The following is a 19,088-nucleotide window of genomic DNA, read 5'->3' as shown; positions in this document are numbered from 1 at the left end:
GCTCTGTACGGCGCCCTGAGGCCTTTTCGCGGTATTACGGGATGCTTTGTTCATGCCGCGCGTCCCTGTGCCGTCTGGAGGCCGTTGGTGACGGCGCGTCGGGCGTAGGGCTCGGGGACGCCGACGCTGACGGCGGCGGTCACGATCTCTTCCCCGATGACGGGCAGCCCGCAGGGGCCGGGGCAGTGTTGATGCTGTCCTGCGAGGAACCGCGCGACCCCGAACGCCTGTGATCCGGCGCCGGATTCGGTGCGGCTGTGTACGAGGGCCAGGCCTCGGTTCAGGCCGGTGCGGACGTAGCGCTCGGTATGGCGGCATCCCGCGGCGACCGTGCGGTCCCAGGTGGCGCGTCGGTGGAGGGAAGAGACCACCTTCCCAGGGGCGGGGGTGGTCTCTTCCTTCACGACCAACGCGCGGACGCAGTCCGGCAGGGCGATGATGCGGCCGGTGCCGGGCCCGAGCCAACGGACGTACTGCATGGACGACTTGACGTCCACGCCGGGCCGTACGGCGTTGGCGGACCGCATGACCCCCCGGTACAGCCAGTGCTCGCCCCGCGTCGTGGTCACCGTACGGGTGGCGGGCAGGGACGCACGGGCCCATGCGAGGGCTTCCGCGTTGTCGAGGTCGACCACGGTCACCGACGCGCCACCGGGGTGGTAGGCGACCGCCACGGCCTGACGCCATGCAAGCGTCCACGTGGGCGAGGTGAGCGTGCGTGGGTCGGTGGCGGCGGCGGCCCATGCGTGGCACGGGGCGGGGCACTGGCAGGGGCCCGCGTTCCGCATATTCGGCCGGCCGCCACAGGCGCCATCAACGCAGGAACGGCAGTTCCCGAACGGCACCTTCCCCGCCCTTAGTGGCAGCGGCGGCACACCGGCTGCCGCGAGGCTGAGCGCGGTGCGCAGGTGATCGGGCGGCGCGCTCATGCGGCTGCGTCCCCGTCGGTCCACAGGTTGAGGATGCGGTGGTTGTAGCCGTTCAGGGCGGCGTTGATGGCTTCCTTGTCGCCGGTGCGCAGTGCGTCCAGGTACGCGACGGTTTCGGGGTTGGGTCCGGGGGGTTCGATGCCGTTCAGGTCGCGGGTGAGGGTGTGGAGCAGGGACCAGGTCAGGTAGGGGTCCAGGGTCATGCGGTGTTCGATCAGGGTGAGCGGGGGGCCGACGGTGAGCAGGACCAGAACGGTGCTGCCGTCGGGGCGGGGCTCGGTGCGGACCAGGGTGACGCGGTCGGTGCCGTCCGGTACTCGCGGCTTGTCGTTGTGGTCGGTCATGCTGGTTGTCTCCAGTTCCTTGACGGGTTCTGGCTGACAAGGGCGGCCCTGTGATCTTTGGCGAGATGAGGGGGCCGCCCTTGGCGTAGCTAGGCGATGTCCAGGGCGAGTTGGGCCGGTGCTGGTTCCGCCGCTTCGGGTGCGACGGCGAGCAGGGTGCGGTAGGCGAGGGCGGCTTGGTGGATGACGACGCCGTTGCCGAGGATTTTGAGCTGGTCGGAGCGGGACAGCCCCAGGTCCGTGCCGGTGACCCAGCCGGGATCGGCGCCCATCATCCATTCCACGAAGGCCGGGGACAGACGGCGGTTGCCCTTGGTCCCGGGTTCGGTGGGCTCGGGTGCGGGGCGTCCCAGGACTTGCTCCCAGCGGTGGATGGCGGGTCCGTAGTCGGTGCCGTTGGTGGCCACCCACTGCCGGTCGTCGGCCAGGTCGCGGGCCAGGTACTCGATCGAGGGGCGCGAGCTCGCACCCGGAGAGGCGGACCGGTTGCGGCCGTAGCGGCGTGCGGTCGGGGTGGGCAGCAGGTTGACCACCACCTCGTTCAGCGGACGGGAGTTGGTGCCCAGCAGGTTGGAGGCCCCGGACTTCCAGTCACGTGCCGCCGGGGTGGGCAGCAGCGTCACGGCGGTGCGCAGGTTCATCCCGCCCAGACGCTTGGGAGAGACGCCAGGGCCACCGGTCCCGTCCGCCGCGGCAGGGGTGGGCAGCAGCCTCAGATGTCCGCCGGGGGTAGCAAGAAGACCACTTCGTCCTCCAGCGTGGGCCCGTGCCCGCCCGCCTTGCGCTTGTCCGGATGCTGGGGACCCCCGTTGCGTCCCAACTGTGAGGTGGGGGTCTTCAGCAGCGGGATAGGCGACGGCGAACCAGCGGTCTCGGCGGTGGCAGGCTCCGACTTCGGGATCTCCAGCGCGTAGGCACATCCATCGCGCGTCGTACCCGATCGCGGCCAGGTCGGCGGCGACGACATCGAGTCCCCTGCTGCGCAGGGCGGCGACGTTTTCCAGGAAGACGAGGCGGGGTCGTAGGTGGCGAATGGCTCCGTGGGCGATGGTTTTCCAGAGTCCTGAGCGGTCACCTGCGATCCCTCCCCGGGGTCCGGCGTTGGAGATGTCCTGGCAGGGAAAGCCGGCGGTCAGCGCCTCTGGACGCGGCACAGTGGCGGCCAGTCCGGCCCAGTCGACCGCGGTGATGTCCCCGAGGTTGTGGGCCCAGGGCAGGCGGGTGGCCAGCAGTCGGGATGCGGCGGGGTCTTTCTCGCCGACCATGACCGTGGGCAGTCCGGTGGCGGCTTCCACGGCCTGGTCGAGTGCACCGGAGCCGGTGCACAGGCTGATGTTGCCGCCCTCCGGCGGCAGGGCGGGAGCATGGGTCATGCTGGCTGTCTCCAGTTCCTTGACGGGTTCTGGCTGACAAGGGCGGCCCCGTGATCTTTGGCGAGATGAGGGGGGCCGCCCTTGGCGTAGCTAGCTGTAGAACTTGTTCCGCTTGATCACGGCTTTGCGGATGTTGACCGTCGTCCCCTGCCTGGGGCCGCTCGCGCTGAACACCTGCACGGCGATCCATCCGCCGAAGATGACGGCGGCGAGGATGACGAGCTGGGTGATCAGGGCGGTCAGGGCGGCGATGAAGGCGGTGAGCATGAGCAAGCCGCCGCACACGGCGAGGAACCCGACGCCCCCGAGGGCGATGTTCACGGCCGCACGGGAGACGGCGGGCTTGGCGGTGACCGGTTCGGGCTGGACGGGGTTGATCGCGTATCCGGTGACGACCCGCCCGTCGGGAAGCACGATGCTCGCCACGGCCGGAACGCTGCCCGGCTGCATGGGCACGAGCGGCGCCGGCGCCACCACGGCGGGGGCGAGCGGCACGGGCTGGTGGACTTCCACAGCGGTCACGGGGCGGGAGTGGGTGGGGTGTTCGGAGTACATGCGGAATCCCTTCCGGTGCTGGGTTGGGGAGGCGAGGACACCCCCTGCCGGGTGGCTGTGGAGGGGGTGTCAGGGGTCTGACATGGGGTGCCTCCCCGCCTCCCCAAAGTGATGTTTCCGCTGATCAGCGCGGGGGAGGCAGGGCGGGGAGGCGGTTGGGGAGTTCTCCCCGCCTCCCCACGACGGGAGGGCTCGCCTCCCCGCGATCAGGAAGCGGAAGTGGAACCGTCGGTGTCGCGGTCGGCGAGGGCGCGGGCGACATCGTCACGGCGGATGTTCATCCGGCCGTGCGACTTGTACGGCTCCACGTCGGCGGCCTCCAGCACGCGCTTGAGGTCGACGAACGACCAACCGCCGTACACGTCCCCGGACAGGACCGACAGCCGCTTGACGATGTCCTGCGTCAGCGAGCGCTCCTCGTCTCCCATGACGTCGAAGATGTCCGCGAGCGGCTCGCGCTCCTCGCCCCGCTCGATGACCCGCAGCGTGGTGACCCCATCGCGTATCGCCTTGGCGCGGGCGGCGATCTCGACGGCCGGTTCGTCGTCGATGAAGTGCGTGCGCACCGTGATCGACGACTGGCCCTTGGGCATGTCGATGCCGTCCGAAGCGACGACCAGGGTTCCCTTGTCGAGACCCTGCCTCAGCAGGTGCGGGGCCGCGCCGTCCTCAACGGCCTTGTCCCCGAGCGCCATCTTGGCCTGCGACTCGGAACCGAGGACGAGTGAGGCACGCGTATGGGCGCCTTCACGGACCAGCTTGGGAAGGTTCTGGTCGGTGGGGTCCTGGGTGCCCTGCCACATCAGCACGTCGACCGCACGGCCCTGGTTGTGGATCTCGCGGACGGCCATGAAGTACCGGGAGGTGGCCTTGGAACCGCCGTAGGGCCGCTTGGTGCCGTCGACGGCCGGGCACATGAACGCCTTCTGTGCTTCGTCCACTAGGACGATGAGCGGCGGGAACGTCGCGGTGGGGTCGGCGCGGCGCGCCTCGATCCGCCGGTTCATCTCGCTCACCGCGTCCTCGGTCATCTCGGTGGCCTGGATGCAGTGGTCGTCAGAGGGTCCCTCGATCAGCACGTCCGCGATACCGTCGAACATGGCCCAGTCACCGACGCCCTTGAGGTCGGCAAGCCAGAACTGCACCGACTTGTCGAGGGCAAGCCACAGGGCGAGGGCACGCAGGGCGGCGGTCTTGCCCTGGTTGGAGCGGCCGGTGATGAGCAGGTGGCGCTGATATGCGCTCAGCTCGGCAGCGTCGCCGCGCAAGTCCTGACCCCACGGCGCCTTACCGGTCTTATAGTTCGCGGTCATCGTGGCGTCGGTGACCAGCGGAGACGGCCCGATCGGCTCATCGAGCGCACCCGAGTCCGCGATCCACAGGCGGACCGTGCGGGCGGCTTCCGGGATCGTGATGAACACCTCGTGCTCGTGCCGGGTCAGGTTCTCGGCGAGCTTGCGCCGCTTGCCCTGCACCTCGTTCGTCGCCACTCCGGACGGGAGCGTGACGTCGACTTCTACGCCGCATCCCGCGATGCGGATCGGACCGAGCATCGACGCGCCGGCGTCACCCATTTCCTTGATCGCGTTGCGGAGCGCGGGCACTCCGAGGTCACGCAGGGCCTTGACGACGATCGAGGGGGTGATGGGCTCGCCTTCGCTGTTGCGGACGTTGTCGGGCAGGGCCCATGCCGGTGCGGCTTGCTGCTTGCTGCCGATCGCCCACAGAGCGAGCAGGGCGAGGAACGGGCCGATAGTGATCGCGGGCCCCCACACCACAGAGACGATGGTGATGATGAGGCGGATGAACTCGATCACGGCCATGATCGGTGAGATCACGTCGGTGACGTCCTTGTTGGCGATCGCCAGCACCACCCCGAGCGCGACCAGGGCGCCGATGCCCATCCCGGTCCCGACCAGGACTCCCTTGGCTGCATCCACGGGCGAGTGAAGGAGGTCCATTCGGCGGCGGTGGCGCTCCGCGCGGAAACGCTGCCCGCGTTCCTCCCACTCAGCCGCGACCTCGTAGTTCCCCGCGGCTTCCGCCGCACGGAACATCCGCTCGTAGCGGGAGGCGGTGCGGCCGTCCCATGTCCGCTTGGCCGTGATGCGGGCGCCGCCAGCGATGTAGAGGGTGTGGCGGGCAATGGCCCGGGCGGTCGTCTTGGTGGTCTCGTGCGTGACTGCGGTCTTGACGGCGCGTCCCGAGCGCACCCACAGCGGCACGGGTGCAGTCCGTGCCGGGTCGGGGACCACGGTCAGTGTGGTCACGGCGGGCGGGTCGGTGTTCTTGTGCAGGTGAATGACGGTGTCACCCATGACGGGAAGACTCCTGACTGCCCCGGGATCGGGGCGGGAAGTTGAGGGGGGGTACAGCCACCCCGCCCGGCGGCGGCACGGATGGGGGTCGCGCGGGTCAACGGGCGCGGTTCTCCGCGCGGCTGAGCTGGGACGACTCGATGCGGGGACCGCCGAACCAGCAGAACGGGCGGATACTGTCAGCGGCCCTGAAGACGCGGATCGCGGCACCCTGCGGGGCGTCGGGCAGGGCGTAGACGCGGCCTCGGTTGAGCGAGGCCAGCAGCCGGGCGCCGTGGTGCTCGCACCCGTCGGCACCCGCATTGACCACGTCCAGCACGGTCACCACGGGCGGGCCGCCACAAGGGGTGGGATCTTCGGGGTGAGCGGCGGGGCAACGGCGCTGCGTTGGCGTCATGGTCACCACCAGCCGGAGGACTTCTTGGCGGCCTTGGCGCGTGCGGCTTCGGTGACGAGTCGCTGCCGTTCGATCTGCAACGCGGTGAGTTCCGCGATCAGGCGGGTTTCAGCGGAGTTGGAGACGGAGTCGATTCGGTTGTCCGCGCCGGTGGTGCTCTTGTGGCGAAGGGTGCGGTAGGAGCCGCCGGCGAGGGCGGCGAGCATCGCTCGGCGCTCGGAACCGGTGAGCGGCCATGTCTCGCCCTGGCGGACCGCTTCGAGCTTGCGGTTCGTCTCGCGAATCGCACGGTCCAGGCGGCGGGTGTCAGCGTTGCCCATGGTCAGAACTCCTCAGGGACTGTCGGAGTGGTCGGGGTAGGCGCACAGCACGCACATGCCGAGCGAGCGCGGCATGCAGTAGCTGTAGATCAACTGGCACTTGGGGCAGGTGCGGCGGGCGAGCATCGCCAGCGCGAGCGCGCCCCACTTCCGCGAGGTCATAGGCCGTACCGGCTTGGCCAGGTCGATGCGGTACAGGTAGGCGACCCGCACCCCGCCCGCGCGCCGGTTGATGCGCATGACTTGCGCCGCTATCGGCTGTCCGCCCGGACGCAGGCCCCGGGCCCGCAACTGCCGACGGGTGGCGAACTGGTCATCGTCGGGCGCGTACTTCCACGGGTACGTGGGGATCCCGTAGAGCGCACCGGTGGGGTCGAAGCACTTGCCGTATGCGGCGGACATCACGGCGTCCCAACAGCGGCGGCGCGCTCAGCGAGCAAGGCGTCACGCAGCATCCGGGCGTTGGCCGGTGAGGTGTGGACCTCACGGCGGATGCCCTCAGCGGTCACCTTTGCGGCCGACCAACCAGCCGTCACCGTCCGCGCCTCGTCAAGCAGTTGAGCCGGGGTCCGCTTCGGCCGTGCCGATCGGGCGACGGTGGGAACGCTGCCGGTCGCCCGACGCGGTCGGGTCGATGTGGCAGCCACCGCACGCTTCCCGGTCACCTTGACCGGAGTCGGGGCGAGGGCCGGTACCGTCTTGAACGGCAGAGCCGACTTCACGAAGTCGACCGCGACCGGATCGGGCATACGCACCGGAGCCACAGTGATCGGCGCCGGGGTCGATACCGCGAGGTCAGCCGTAGACCGAATCATGTTGGTCTCGGTAGATTCCTCCGCATTCGCGATCGGAGCCGGAATCGGGGCGGGGTGATGGTGCAGCACCTTGGCGACCAGGTCCGAGCCGAAGTAGATCGACCCGACCGGAAGCGATGTCGCGAGCAGGACCAACGCGTAGTTGGCGGGGTCCCAGTCGGCGAGCCGCCCCCAGTCGACCGACGCACCGTGCAACTCGGGAACGAGTCCGTGGACGTAGTTGAGGACCAGTGAGGCGAGCGTGTAGGTGCCCAGCACCCGCAGTGCGAACGTCCGGTCCTTGTCCGTCAGGACCAGGGTGGCGATCAGGGCGAGGGCCATCAGGCCGTCGACCACGAACGGGTACAAGGTCGCGGCCGTGTTGTCGGCGCCAACCGCGCCGGCGATGTCCCGCAGCGCGTTCCAGGAGACTCGGAACGCCATGGCGACGACCACGACCAGCGCGGACACCAGGAGGATCTTTCCCCAGCGGTTCACCGGAACCACCCCCGCTTCCTCGGCTTCGGGGTGATCAGTTCAGCCCTGGCTTCCTCGTGCTTGCGCGCGGCCGTCTCGTCACCGTCGCAGCGAGACAGATAGGCGGCCTGCTCGTAGCCGTCCATCTGCCGCCACTCCTGGTTGGAGAGCTGTTCCGGCTCCACTGCCGGGCGGTGGGGACGCACCGCTGCCTCACGGGCGTACTGCTGCTCTGGGGTCTCCATGTCCTTGAACCGGCGGCCCATCACGCACCGCCCCGAAGCTGCCGGCCGTGTAGTACCCAGCCGACGAGCTGCAGCAGGCAGCCGAGCGAGATGGCGTACCGCCAGGCCTGCTCATGCGTCACGATCGCGGCCACGGTGGCCGTGATCGAGGCCAACAAACCGAGTGTGATCAGCAGCAGGGCCAGGCTTTTGGGGGAAGTGGTCGCGCTCATGCGCCCACCTCCGGAAGGACCGGAGCGGCCGTGTTCGCCAGGGAGCGGCGGGCCGCCAGTACGCGGCGGTGGGCCCTGCGGACCCGGCGCGTGTCCAGCTCGGTCGACGCGCGGTCCAACATGATGATCTGCGCGTCCAACAGGTCGACGTCCGCCCGGATGACGGGCATCTCGCGGTCGATCGCGTCCAGCTCCGCGAACGTCGGCTCGCGGTCGAAAGCGTCGGCGGTAACAACTGCCTGATCAGTACCGATGTGCTTCATGGGTCGTGGTTCCTCTCACAGGTGGTACGGCCCGAACGTGGTCCCCGGGGTGCCACCCGGGGACCACTTGCCGTTGGAGCGACTTCCGGCTCCCCGCGCCCCCATCCGTACGGCCACCGCAGCAAGCGGTCCCGGACGGGTGGGAGAGGCAGCCGGCCGCGGCATGAGGCGCCGCGAGGCCAGGAAGGGGACCCAAGTCGTTCCGGCGCCGGCCGCGGGTCCGAGCGGCGGCGCCTACAGATGTCGTCGGTTCACACCGACCTCCCGCAGAGGGCAGGGACACGGCTTCACCGGTCCGCCGTTGCGCGGCGGACCGGTCCCGAGCCGGGGGAATCGGGTGCGTCTTCGTCACTGCTCTGACGCCAGCAGGGCGGCTTGCGCGAAACGTGCAAGGTGGCGTGCCGCCGACGACGTCACCCGGTCGTCTCGGGGGCGGTCTTCTCATCCCGCCACGTGCATTGGAGCCCGCTGTACCTCCCCACACCCGTAACCGGGTGGCGCCTGCCAGGCGCATAGGGGGAGAGCTGCGTTCATCACGACGGTTTGCCACCCGGACCCTCGCCCTAGGCACCTGCCGTGACCGCCGCTCCCGCGTCAGCCCCGCACGATCACTGTTCAGTTCTCAACCAATCGGTGCTTCCTTCGTACTCACCCCCTGCGGGGCTTTCCTCCGGGCACATCCAAAGACTGGACCGGTGGACCGGTCCAGTCAAGTGATGGGGTATCTACTTTGTCGACACGCGAAGCATCACTGCTGGCCGGAGAGCTGAAAGAGCATCAAAAAAGCTGGACCGGCGGACCGGTCCAGCTCTTTCTATGGGTAACTCAGGCCTACATCGCATAGGTCTCCACCTGCTCGTAGTGGGGGGAGGGAGTGACCCCCTCTTCACATACGAGCGGGCGCCCTTGTTGGTCGTACGCGGTGTGCAGGATGACGGCAACCGCCGTCGCCTCGGACAGCGCCAAGTGGTGGGACTCATGCTCGGTTGCGAGGCGCACAGTGGTCACGTCCACCCCCTCTACCGGATAGCAGCCGGTCTGCCGACGAACGTAACGAGTCGTTCCTTCGGCAATGGGAGCGGTCTCTGCAAGCCGAGGGGAGGCTTCCGCGATCTCCGGCGGGAACCACGCTTCCGCGTAGCTGTGTGGGCTCCCGTCCGGGAGCCGGTGGATTCGAGTGCGTCGCAACGCGACGACTCCCGAATCCATGCGCAGCGCGGCGGCCACGTGCACCGGGGGCGCTGCCCAATCCGGCTCACCGACCCGCTCGAAGGGCATGCCTCCAGAGATACGGGCGGAACCCGCCCGTCGAGCGCCCGCAGGCCGCGCGACGGGTGTGTTCGTCACAACGAACCCCGTTCCCTGCTTGGCCACGACAACACCGTCGCTACGTAGCACGTCCATTGCTTTGATGGCGGTCGCACGCGACACCGACCACTGTTCCGCGAGGTCACGTCCGGAGGGCAAAGGCTCATCCGGCTCGAACTCGCCGGCGGCGATACGCGCACGTAGCGATTCCGCGATCTCCTCATACTTCAGGAGGGCCATGACTTCCCTTCCGACACTTCAGGGTGGACTGGTCCACCGGTACACACCATACTGCTGCTATGTCGAGTCACGAACTGGCCCCCTCTGTCCTGCGCTTTTACGGCAAGACCGTGAACGAAGGCAGCCGCCTGCGTCACTCGGCAGACGGTCGTCTCGAACTGGCCCGAACCAAGGAACTCCTGCATCGCTTCCTACCGCCGGCCCCAGCGCGCGTGCTGGACGTAGGGGGTGGCACGGGAGTGCATGCGGAGTGGCTGGTGAAGGATGGATACGAGGTGTCTTTGGTGGACCCCGTCCCTCGCCATGTCGAGCAGGCGTCCACTGTCTGCCCGGCGTCACTCGGAGACGCGCGAGACCTGGACGCGGCTGATAACAGCTACGACGTCGTGCAGCTACTCGGCCCGCTTTATCACTTGCCCGACGCCGACGACCGCCGTTTGGCACTCTCGGAGGCCCGACGCGTCGTGAAGCCGGGAGGGTTGGTGGTCGCAGCGGCGATCAACCGCTATGCCTCGCTCTTCGAGCACGTCACATACGCGCACCTCCACACGGAGCGCATGCAGGAGGCAATCTCAAAGATCCTCCGTACTGCGGTACACGACGGCGATCACTTCACCCTGGCGTACTTCCACCGTGGCGAGGAGCTTGCTGACGAGTTTCGAGAATCGGGACTCAGTGACGTGCAGGTGTTCGGGATTGAGGGGCCGGCATGGTCGCTCGTGAAGGCAGTTGAACAGCAGCCGGGCGACGGGCCCACGGACGACCTGATCGCGTCCGCCATGACTGCCGCGCGGATGGCTGAGCCGTACCCGGAATTGCTCGCCGCAAGCTCTCATCTGCTCGCGGTGGGGCGGGCGCCCGCCGACGCCAACGGCTGACTTCCCTCCCCTTCCACTGGCCACCGCCCGAACCTTCGAGGGCGGTGGCCATCTGTGACCTGCCTCCCTTCTGCGAGATGACAGTGGCAAACAAGGCGCTCGCGTTGCCCCGGCCTCTCGCTGTCAGTGCTCTGCTGTATAGTCCGCGCTTTTTCGGCGCCTGAATTCTCTGCATGGTTTGAAGGGGGTGGCGTGTCAGAGTCACCCGATATAATGCGCGGCCCTCTGAGGGATTTTCTGGATATCTACGCGAATAGATTCAAAGGCAGAGTTTTTCGTTCCACATTACTGCGTGTAATCCTCGAAATTTTTTCTTCTGCACAGGCCGTGGACTGTATATCAGCAGGTCAGAGAGTCGCCGCCTTTAGATCTGGGATTTTATCCATACTCATCTCCACAGGTTTGTGCACAGGTTTCCCGGGTTTATGCACAGGAAAACGGCCGCCGTCCACATGGGCTGTGGATAACCAGATTTGCGCTCGGGTTACTCCCTGCCACCATGTCTCTGTCAGGTGGCGTGGCCGCAAAAGGAAGGCGGCCCCCGCTGGAACGGGAGCCGCCCTGACCTAGTCCCACGCATGAGAAAGGTCAGTAATGACACTACCGACTGATTCCGAAGGCTCAAGTCCGGAGGGGGACGATCCCTCTGATCGGCCGGTTGTCCGGGCATCGCGCCCACCGCTGTACCGGCGGCCTGGAATCGTGCTGTGCGGCCTTGGCGGCATCGCTCTTGCGGTGATCCTTCTGGGAATCTTCGTGCCTGCGCTCGCCGCGTCCATCGGCACGGCCGTGACTGTTGTCGCTGCGGTTGTGTCCCTGATTCGTCGAGACGTACGGCCTCCGGCTGAGGGGGGCCGTACGGGCGATTCCTAGACCTTGTGGCCAACCTCTGGCCAGGGGGGCGGGATCGTGCAGCGCTACCGGTAGGCCGTAGCGGCTCCGCCCCTGGTGGGCGGGCGGGAGGTGGGTTGTCCGAGCCGCCTGACGAAGCGGTCTTGAAAACCGTCGTGGCAGCGATGTCACCGTGGGTTCAAATCCCACACCCACCGCGCAGGTCAGACGTGTTGCAGGTCAGAAGGGGTGCCCCTGAGAACGGGGGCACCCCTTCTGTGTTGCTCTCCTTCTGCGTCTGCGTTGCCCTTCAGGTCCGGTTTCCTGTCATGCGTGCCGCCGAGGCCACCGTCGAGCGGGCCTCGCGGAGTGTGAGGCCGGTGTGGACGGCCGCGTCGATCAGGGCGGGGGTCAGGGCCGGGCCGATGCCGTTCTCGTAGGCGCGGCAGGCCGCCCAGAAGAGACGGGTGTTGCGTTGGCCTGCGTGGGCCGCCAGGACGAACTGGATCAGGCCCTGGCCCTGCCCGTGGACGTCCGCCGGTGTCGAGGACGAAGTCGGCTTGGCGTGCCGTGGTGCCGGCAGAAGTAGTCGTAGCAGGGCCGGTGGGCAGGGTGCGGGAGCCAGTTGCGCGGTGCCCGGCGCGGTGCTGTAGACGCCCTGTTCGGTACGGGAGCCGGGGCCGACGAGGTAGCCGCCGGCGCCGCGGACGTCGATGCCGGGGGCCAGTCGGCTCGCCGAGTTGGGGACGGCCACGTCCGGCGGACCGCTCAGCCACAGGTGGCGGCCGCCGCTCGGGGTGAGGACGACCACTGTCTCCGGGATGGTGAACAGGTGGCGCAGGGCCAGTTCGCGCAGGGCCGCCGACGACTCCGTACCGGACTTGGTGTCCAGGTCGATGCCGATCAGGTGGTACGGCGGCAGGCCACAGGCGATGCCGTAGCCGGTGGCCCAGGGGGCGGCGGTGAAGAGCGTGCGAATGCGGCGTGGGTCGGTCGAGGCGTCGTACACGCCGTGCCCGAAGCGGCCGCACTCGCCGTGGCAGACGGGCAGGCCGGCGGGGTCGGTGCGGTGAGGGGAGCGGAGGGCGGGGAGCTTCGTACGGGACAGCGGAATGACCGCGAGGCCGCGCTCGGCGGCGGACAGTGCGTGGGCCAGGGCCATGGTCGTGGCCTGCCGGTCGATGGTGGTGGCCATGCCTCTATGTTCGTACGAGTGTTCGAAAAAGGGAAGAGGGTTCGGCGAGGCACAGGATCGGCGGCGGGCGTTTCAGGGGGTGTGGGAGAGATTGGCCGAAAAGGTGCCGGAACGCTTCATCTCGTGCGGTGCCTGTCGTCCGAGCCCACCTTGCGGCGTTGACCTGCGACTTTGAGCCAGAGTCGATGGGTGAAAGGTCGCGAAAGGAGTTTATCGACTTGTCCTCACGCTTCAGGGGGAATCGGTGCTTCCGGGGTGGTTCGCCGGGGATTCGGTGGGCAACTCTGGAGTCGCGACGTCGTGCACATCACCGAGGCGGTCGGCCAACTGCCTTGGGACAAGCCGTACTTCCCGGTTCACCCCGGTGCGTACATCCGGTTCTTCTGGAGGAATTCACATGGCAAGCATCCGTACCGCCCGCGTCTTCGCCGCCGTCGCGGCCCTGCCCCTCGCGGCCACCCTCTTCACGGGTGTCGCGGCGGCAGACAACGGCGCCTTCGCGGACGACGGATCGAACGCGGCGGTGGCGACCATCAGCGGCAGCGGTGTCGGTGGCAACAACCACGGCAACTCGTCCACCACGCAGCAGCAGGCGGTCGGCTCCGGCGCCTCCAACCAGAACAACACGGCCCAGGTGAACGGTTCCGCGTTCACGGCCATCGACCAGTCGAACACCGTCGTCAACTTCACCAACCTCTGGTGAGCCGCGGGCCGATGCGCCCTCATCGGCCCGGAAACTCCCGTGCGGGGTTGTGCTCTGTGGGGTTCTAACGCGTCTGCGCGGCGGTGCTTCGGTGCTGTCGCGCAGACGTTTTTGTGTGTCCACGCGTGTGCGTGCCCATGCACATCGGGTGCGTGTGCGGCGTGCGCGGCGGGGTCCGCGCGTATCGAGTACGTGTGCATCAGGGGTGCGTGCCTCGGGTCCGTCCGCAGAGATTCGTGCGCAGAGTTTCTGCGCTCGGGATGTTCGGGAGGGGCGCCTGGAGCGTCCGGCGAAGGTGCCTGGTGCGGGCTCCGGTGACCTTGACAGTCCGCATTGTCTGACGGACAGTCAGAAACCCTTGTTCGTACGAGGTCCGGGAGGCCGCCGCCGTGCACCTCGCCCCCACCGAACGCCACCAGCGGCTGCGCGCCGAGCTCCGTACGTATTTCCGCGATCTGATGCCGGACGGGCCTCCGCCGCACGATGACCCCGGCAGGCAGCGCGCGTTGCTGCGTCGCATCGGCGCCGACGGGCTCCTCGGGCTCGGCTGGCCCGTCGCGTACGGGGGCCAAGGGCGCGGCGCCGATGAGCAGTTCGTGTTCTTCGACGAGGCGTACCGGGCCGGTGCGCCTGTGTCGATGGTCACGCTGAACACCGTCGGACCGACGCTCATGAAGTACGGGAGCGAGGAACAGAAGGACTTCTTCCTGCCCCGCATCCTGAGCGGTGACCTCGTCTTCGCGATCGGGTACTCGGAGCCCGAGGCGGGGACGGACCTGGCGTCGCTGCGGACGCGGGCGGTGCGGGCGGTGCGGGAGTGCGGGGATGCCTTCGGCTCGGGCCCTGCTTCGGGTCCTGGCCCTGGGGCGGGCCCCCGCTCGAGTCCTGGTCCTGGCTCGGGTCCTGCTTCGAGCCCTGGCTTGGGCTCCGACTCGCGCGCGGCTGAGAGTGCGGCTCGGGGCGCGGGTGAATCCGGAGCCGATGGAGGCAGCACCGGCACCGGCACCGGCGCAGGCGTCGATGGCGGTGCCGGCGGAGACTGGCTGATCGACGGGCAGAAGATCTTCACCTCCAACGCCCAGAACGCCGACTGGATCTGGCTCGCCTGCCGGACCGACCCGGAAGCGCCCAAACACCAGGGCATCTCGATCATCCTCGTGCCCACGGACGCGCCCGGCTTCTCGTGGACACCGATCGAGACGGTGGGCGGGCAGACGACGACGGCCACGTACTACGACGGGATCCGCGTCCCGGCCGCGAACCTCGTCGGAGAGGAGAACGGCGGCTGGAATCTCATCACCAACCAGCTCAACCACGAACGGGTCGCGCTCGCCGCGATCGGCATGCAGGCCGAGGACTTCTATGCGGCCGCGCTGAAAGCGGCGCGCAACCCCGATCCGGTGACCGGTCGGCGCCGGGTTGACGAGCCGTGGGTGAGGTTCCAACTGGCCGAGGCGCATGCCCGGCTGGCGGCATCACGCCTGCTCAACTGGCGTTTGGTGGGGGATGTCGGGGCCGGTCGGCTGGCGCCGGGCGACGCGAGCGGCGTGAAAGTGGTGGGAACCGAATCGGCGGTCGCGGTGTACCGAATATGTCAGCAAATTGTCGGAGCGGAAGCCCTGGTCCGCTCCGGTTCACCGGGGGTGTTCGGGGACGGCGAGCTGGAGCGGATGAACAGGGCGGCGCAGATCAACACGTTCGGGGGCGGGGTGAGCGAGGTGCAGCGGGAGATCGTGGCGACGATGCGGCTCGGGATGCGGAGGGGGCGGCGGTGAGCGACGAAGTGGACCGGGTGGACGAAGTGGACGGGGCAAGCGTGCTGTCCGGGCGGCTCAAGGCGTACGAGGGCCGGCCGGCCGCCGTCGCCGGCGCGGGCCGGGATCCGGTCAACGCACCGATGATCAGGCACTGGTGCGAGGCGATGGGGGACGCGAATCCGGCGTACGAGGGGCCGGACGCCGTCGCGCCGCCCACCATGCTCCAGGCGTGGACCATGGGCGGCCTCTCCGGACACACGGGGCGTACCCAGGCGTACGACGAGCTGCTGGAACTCCTCGACGAGGCCGGTTACACCTCGGTGGTTGCCACCGACTGCGAGCAGGAGTATCTGCGTCCACTGCGGCCCGGGGCCGAGATCACCTTCGACGCAGTGATCGAGTCGGTCTCTGAGCCCAAGACGACCAAGCTGGGGAGGGGGTACTTCGTCACGACACGGATGGATGTACAGGCGGGCGGCGAGCCGGCGGGGACGCACCGCTTCCGGATCCTCAAGTACGCACCGGCCGGGCTCCGGAAGCAGCGGGAACCGAAGGCGCGACGCCCGCGTCCGGTGATCAACCGGGACAACGCGGGTTTCTGGGAGGGCGTGGGTCGGCATGAGTTGCTGATCCAGCGGTGTGGCGGCTGCGGCGCGCTGCGGTTCCCCTGGCTGCCGGGGTGCAACGCATGCGGCTGCCCGGAGTGGGACACGGTCGAGGCGAGCGGGGACGGCACGGTCTACTCGTACGTCGTCATGCACCACCCGCCCTTCCCGGCCTTCGACCCTCCCTACGCGGTCGGCCTGATCGAACTCGCAGAGGGCGTGCGGATGGTGAGCAACGTGGTGGGGGTGCCGTACGACAAGGTGCGGATCGGCATGCCCGTGCGGCTCGAATTCCAGCGGTACGACGATGAGTTGGAGCTACCGGTCTTCCGGGCCGACGAGGTCGGCGCGGGCGGCGGTGGAGGCTGACATGGACTTCACGCTCACCGAAGAGCAGACGGCCGCCCGGGACCTCGCCGCGCGGATCCTCGGCGACCTCTCCACGCACGAGCGGCTCGCCGCGGCCGGGACCGGGAGCGACGCCGAGTTGTGGAAGGCAATATGCGCGGCCGGGCTGGTGGCGGCCGTGACGGACATCGGACTGCTCGGCCTGGTGCTCCTCCTGGAGGAGCAGGGACGCACCACCGCCCAGGTGCCGTTCGCGGCGAGCTGTGCGTACGGGCTGCTGGCGGTGGCGGCCCATGGTTCACCGGAGCAGCGGGAGCGGCTGCTGCCAGGGATCGGCGGCGGGACGGTGGTGGTCAGCGGGGCGATCTTCGGGTCGGGCCTGGCAGTAACGGCAGAAGGGCCGGATGCGATAGGTGGGGGCGCGGCTGGGGGCGACGTACGGACGGGCGCGCCTGGGGGTGTGCGGACGGGAAGGCCCGAACCCGTGCGGATGGGAGGGTCCGGAGCCGTGCGGACAGGCGGCCCTGGAGCTGTACGTACGGCGCCTCAGGGGCTGTTGAGCGGCACCGTTCCCGTGGTGCCCTGGTTGCGGGACGCCACCCATGTGCTTGTCGCGGACGACCGGCGTCGGCTGTGGCTGGTGCGGACCGCAGAGGCTGCGTGCGAACCGGTGGAGCTGACGGCGCCCTGGTCTGCGGGGCGACTGACGCTGGACGGGACACCCGGCGAGCGGCTCGGCGGCGACGGCGCGTACGACGACGTGCTCGCCACCGCGCGTACCGCCTTCGCGGGGCTGCAGGCCGGGGTCTGCGCGGGATCGCTGGCCCGGGCGGTGGAACACACCAACGCGCGCGAGCAGTTCGGGCGCCCGCTCGCCGCCAAGCAAGGGGTCCAAATCCTGGCGGCCGACGCGTACATGGACACCGAGGCGATACGGGTGACGGCGTACGAGGCGGCGTGGCGGCGTGACGAGGGCCTGGCGTACGCGACCCAAGCCCTGACCGCCGCCTGGTGGGCGTCGGAGGCGGGCCGGCGAGTGGTGCACGCGGGCCAGCATCTGCACGGCGGGACGGGGGCCGACCTGGAGCACCCTGTGCACCGGCACTTTCTGTGGGGGCGGCAACTGGACGCGTATCTGGGATGCGGGAGCGAAGTGCTCCAGGAACTGGGGGAGTTGATCGTGAGCGGGGAGGAGGGGACATGAGGGTCGGGGGTACGAAGGGCGGAGGCGCGAGCCCCGGAGAGGCGGAAGCCGGAAGCGCAACGGTCGACGACGTCACGGTCGACGACATGACGGCCGATGACGTCACGGTCGACGACATGGCGGCCGACAACGTGTGGGCTGGGGAAGTGAGGGTCGGGGACGTACTGCCGCCGCTGGAGATCGAGGTCACGCGCACGTTGATCGTGGCCGGGGCCATCGCGTCACGGGACTACCAGGACGTGCACCACGACGCGGAGCTGGCGCGGCAGAAGGGTTCCCCCGACATCTTCATGAACATCCTGACCACCAACGGGCTGGTCGGAAGGTACATCACGGACCGCTTCGGACCGGGCGCGGTCCTCCGCAAGGTGGCCATACGGCTCGGAGCGCCCAACTACCCGGGCGACACCATGGTGTTGACCGGCTCGGTGGAGGAGCTCGCGGGCGACACCGCGACGGTGCGGGTCGTCGGGGCGAACGGTATCGGCAGACATGTGACCGGCACGGTGACGGTCACTCTTCCACCCGGGGGCGCCTCATGAGCGTGCGGACGCGGGACACCCTCGGCGGGCGGGCGGCGATCGTCGGGATCGGGGCCACCGAGTTCTCCAAGGACTCGGGGCGCAGCGAGCTGCGGCTGGCCGTCGAGGCGGTGCGGGCCGCGCTCGACGACGCGGGGCTGACGCCCGGGGACGTGGACGGGATGGTCACGTTCACGATGGACACCAGCCCGGAGATCACCGTCGCCCAGGCGGCCGGAATGGGGGAGCTGTCCTTCTTCTCGCGCGTCCACTACGGGGGCGGGGCGGCCTGCGCGACCATCCAGCAGGCGGCGCTCGCGGTGGCGACCGGGGTGGCCGAGGTCGTGGTCTGCTATCGGGCGTTCAATGAGCGATCGGGACGTAGATTCGGTTCCGGGGTGCAGCAGCGGGAGCCGTCGGCCGAGGGGGCGGCGCTCGGGTGGGCCCTGCCGTTCGGGCTGCTCACGCCCGCGTCCTGGGTGGCGATGGCGGCCCAGCGGTATCTGCACACGTACGGGCTGAAGCCCGAGGTGTTCGGCCAGGTCGCCGTGGTGGACAGGAAGTACGCGGCGACGAACCCGGCGGCCTACTTCCACGGCAGACCGATCACGCTCGCCGAGCACGCGGCCTCGCGGTGGATCGCCGAGCCGCTGCGGCTGCTGGACTGCTGCCAGGAGACGGACGGCGGCCAGGCACTGGTGGTCACCTCGCTGGAGAGGGCCCGCGATCTGCCGCATCCCCCCGCGGTGATCATGGCTGCCGCTCAGGGCGCGGGCCGCGGACAGGAGCAGATGACCAGTTTCTACCGGGACGGTCTGACCGGGCTGCCGGAGATGGGCGTGGTGGCACGGCAGCTGTGGCGGACGACCGGGCTGACTCCGGCGGACATCGACGTGGCGATCCTCTATGACCACTTCACGCCGTTCGTGCTGATGCAGCTGGAGGAGTTCGGGTTCTGCGCGCCGGGGCAGGCCGCGGACTTCGTCGCCGAGGAGCGGTTGCCGCTCAACACACACGGCGGACAGCTGGGGGAGGCGTATCTGCACGGGATGAACGGTGTGGCGGAGGCGGTGCGACAACTGCGGGGGACGGCCGTGAACCAGATACCGCGCGCCCGCCACACGCTCGTCACCGCCGGTACGGGGGTTCCCACGTCGGGGTTGATCCTGGGGGTCGACGCGGATGCCGGTGCGGGTTCCTAGCCCGTTCGGGCATGGCCGGAGGTGAGCTGCGGGGACCGGGGGTCCGTGGCCCGCGTACTCCCGTCGTAC

The 19,088-nt window shown here is 69.0% G+C and carries 21 protein-coding genes and 1 tRNA gene; 8 read left to right on the top strand and 14 right to left on the bottom strand.

Annotated elements, in window-relative coordinates; translation table 11 throughout:
• Positions 1-50 precede the first annotated feature (50 nt).
• The 13 genes from ACIPC1_RS13560 to ACIPC1_RS13500 all read right to left on the bottom strand — a co-directional run bounded on the left by ACIPC1_RS13560 (position 51) and on the right by ACIPC1_RS13500 (position 9,775).
• On the bottom strand, positions 51-929 hold the full coding sequence (locus ACIPC1_RS13560) for a DNA primase (protein ID WP_402516428.1): 879 nt from the start codon (positions 927-929) through the stop codon (positions 51-53).
• Positions 926-1,273: a hypothetical protein gene (locus ACIPC1_RS13555; RefSeq protein WP_402516425.1), complete on the bottom strand. Its 348-nt coding sequence runs from the start codon at positions 1,271-1,273 to the stop codon at positions 926-928. Before ACIPC1_RS13555 ends, ACIPC1_RS13560 begins: the two co-directional genes overlap by 4 nt.
• A gap of 89 nt (positions 1,274-1,362) precedes the next feature.
• Complete coding sequence (locus ACIPC1_RS13550) at positions 1,363-2,646, bottom strand: DNA cytosine methyltransferase (RefSeq protein WP_402516422.1); 1,284 nt, start codon at positions 2,644-2,646, stop codon at positions 1,363-1,365.
• A gap of 90 nt (positions 2,647-2,736) precedes the next feature.
• The gene (locus ACIPC1_RS13545; protein WP_402516420.1) at positions 2,737-3,201 is read right to left on the bottom strand and encodes a hypothetical protein; all 465 of its coding nucleotides are present in this window, start codon (positions 3,199-3,201) and stop codon (positions 2,737-2,739) included.
• Positions 3,202-3,407: 206 nt separating this feature from the next.
• On the bottom strand, positions 3,408-5,519 hold the full coding sequence (locus tag ACIPC1_RS13540; protein WP_402516417.1) for an FtsK/SpoIIIE domain-containing protein: 2,112 nt from the start codon (positions 5,517-5,519) through the stop codon (positions 3,408-3,410).
• 97 nt (positions 5,520-5,616) lie between these two features.
• Positions 5,617-5,916, bottom strand: a complete 300-nt coding sequence (locus ACIPC1_RS13535; RefSeq protein WP_402516415.1) for a hypothetical protein — start codon at positions 5,914-5,916, stop codon at positions 5,617-5,619.
• Between the two features lie 2 nt (positions 5,917-5,918).
• Positions 5,919-6,236, bottom strand: coding sequence for a hypothetical protein (locus tag ACIPC1_RS13530; RefSeq protein WP_402516414.1), 318 nt, complete (start codon positions 6,234-6,236; stop codon positions 5,919-5,921).
• A 12-nt stretch (positions 6,237-6,248) separates the two neighbouring features.
• Entirely contained in the window at positions 6,249-6,638 is a 390-nt protein-coding gene (locus ACIPC1_RS13525) for an RRQRL motif-containing zinc-binding protein (RefSeq protein WP_402516413.1), read from the bottom strand.
• Positions 6,638-7,528: a DUF2637 domain-containing protein gene (locus tag ACIPC1_RS13520; protein WP_402516412.1), complete on the bottom strand. Its 891-nt coding sequence runs from the start codon at positions 7,526-7,528 to the stop codon at positions 6,638-6,640. The genes ACIPC1_RS13525 and ACIPC1_RS13520 overlap by 1 nt, the downstream gene beginning before the upstream one ends.
• Positions 7,525-7,752 (bottom strand): hypothetical protein, encoded by a 228-nt coding sequence (locus tag ACIPC1_RS13515; protein ID WP_402516411.1) that lies wholly within the window; start codon positions 7,750-7,752, stop codon positions 7,525-7,527. Before ACIPC1_RS13515 ends, ACIPC1_RS13520 begins: the two co-directional genes overlap by 4 nt.
• Positions 7,753-7,772: 20 nt before the next feature.
• On the bottom strand, positions 7,773-7,964 hold the full coding sequence (locus ACIPC1_RS13510) for a hypothetical protein (RefSeq protein WP_402516409.1): 192 nt from the start codon (positions 7,962-7,964) through the stop codon (positions 7,773-7,775).
• Positions 7,961-8,227: a DUF6284 family protein gene (locus ACIPC1_RS13505; protein ID WP_402516408.1), complete on the bottom strand. Its 267-nt coding sequence runs from the start codon at positions 8,225-8,227 to the stop codon at positions 7,961-7,963. Before ACIPC1_RS13505 ends, ACIPC1_RS13510 begins: the two co-directional genes overlap by 4 nt.
• Before the next feature lie 831 nt (positions 8,228-9,058).
• Complete coding sequence (locus ACIPC1_RS13500) at positions 9,059-9,775, bottom strand: GntR family transcriptional regulator (protein WP_402516407.1); 717 nt, start codon at positions 9,773-9,775, stop codon at positions 9,059-9,061.
• A 59-nt stretch (positions 9,776-9,834) separates the two neighbouring features.
• On the opposite strand from ACIPC1_RS13500, the gene ACIPC1_RS13495 reads away from it, so the two are divergent.
• Together ACIPC1_RS13495 and ACIPC1_RS13490 are read left to right on the top strand one after the other, a co-directional pair.
• Positions 9,835-10,653, top strand: a complete 819-nt coding sequence (locus ACIPC1_RS13495) for a class I SAM-dependent methyltransferase (RefSeq protein ID WP_402516405.1) — start codon at positions 9,835-9,837, stop codon at positions 10,651-10,653.
• Between the two features lie 962 nt (positions 10,654-11,615).
• Positions 11,616-11,702 (top strand) — tRNA-Ser (locus ACIPC1_RS13490).
• A gap of 92 nt (positions 11,703-11,794) precedes the next feature.
• On the opposite strand, the gene ACIPC1_RS13485 is transcribed toward ACIPC1_RS13490, so the two are convergent.
• A complete protein-coding gene (locus tag ACIPC1_RS13485; RefSeq protein ID WP_402516404.1) occupies positions 11,795-12,679 on the bottom strand; it encodes a bifunctional DNA primase/polymerase in 885 nt (294 codons plus the stop codon).
• A gap of 397 nt (positions 12,680-13,076) precedes the next feature.
• Between ACIPC1_RS13485 and ACIPC1_RS13480 the strand changes: the two genes are divergently transcribed.
• The 6 genes from ACIPC1_RS13480 to ACIPC1_RS13455 all read left to right on the top strand — a co-directional run bounded on the left by ACIPC1_RS13480 (position 13,077) and on the right by ACIPC1_RS13455 (position 19,019).
• Positions 13,077-13,382 carry a hypothetical protein gene (locus ACIPC1_RS13480; protein ID WP_365440626.1) on the top strand — a complete coding sequence of 102 codons (306 nt, stop codon included), beginning with the start codon at positions 13,077-13,079 and terminating at the stop codon, positions 13,380-13,382.
• Positions 13,383-13,771: 389 nt separating this feature from the next.
• Positions 13,772-15,157 carry an acyl-CoA dehydrogenase family protein gene (locus ACIPC1_RS13475; protein WP_402516403.1) on the top strand — a complete coding sequence of 462 codons (1,386 nt, stop codon included), beginning with the start codon at positions 13,772-13,774 and terminating at the stop codon, positions 15,155-15,157.
• On the top strand, positions 15,154-16,113 hold the full coding sequence (locus ACIPC1_RS13470) for a bifunctional MaoC family dehydratase N-terminal/OB-fold nucleic acid binding domain-containing protein (RefSeq protein ID WP_402516402.1): 960 nt from the start codon (positions 15,154-15,156) through the stop codon (positions 16,111-16,113). The genes ACIPC1_RS13475 and ACIPC1_RS13470 overlap by 4 nt, the downstream gene beginning before the upstream one ends.
• Before the next feature lies 1 nt (position 16,114).
• Entirely contained in the window at positions 16,115-17,296 is a 1,182-nt protein-coding gene (locus ACIPC1_RS13465; protein WP_402516400.1) for an acyl-CoA dehydrogenase family protein, read from the top strand.
• A 146-nt stretch (positions 17,297-17,442) separates the two neighbouring features.
• Positions 17,443-17,838: a MaoC family dehydratase gene (locus ACIPC1_RS13460; RefSeq protein WP_402517608.1), complete on the top strand. Its 396-nt coding sequence runs from the start codon at positions 17,443-17,445 to the stop codon at positions 17,836-17,838.
• Positions 17,835-19,019 (top strand): lipid-transfer protein, encoded by a 1,185-nt coding sequence (locus ACIPC1_RS13455; RefSeq protein ID WP_402516399.1) that lies wholly within the window; start codon positions 17,835-17,837, stop codon positions 19,017-19,019. The genes ACIPC1_RS13460 and ACIPC1_RS13455 overlap by 4 nt, the downstream gene beginning before the upstream one ends.
• The last annotated feature ends 69 nt before the right edge of the window (positions 19,020-19,088 follow it).

This window comes from Streptomyces sp. NPDC087263 (assembly GCF_044744645.1).
Lineage (GTDB): Bacteria > Actinomycetota > Actinomycetes > Streptomycetales > Streptomycetaceae > Streptomyces.
Note: the sequence above shows the minus strand (reverse complement) of the source record. Positions and strands in the feature narration are given on the sequence as shown.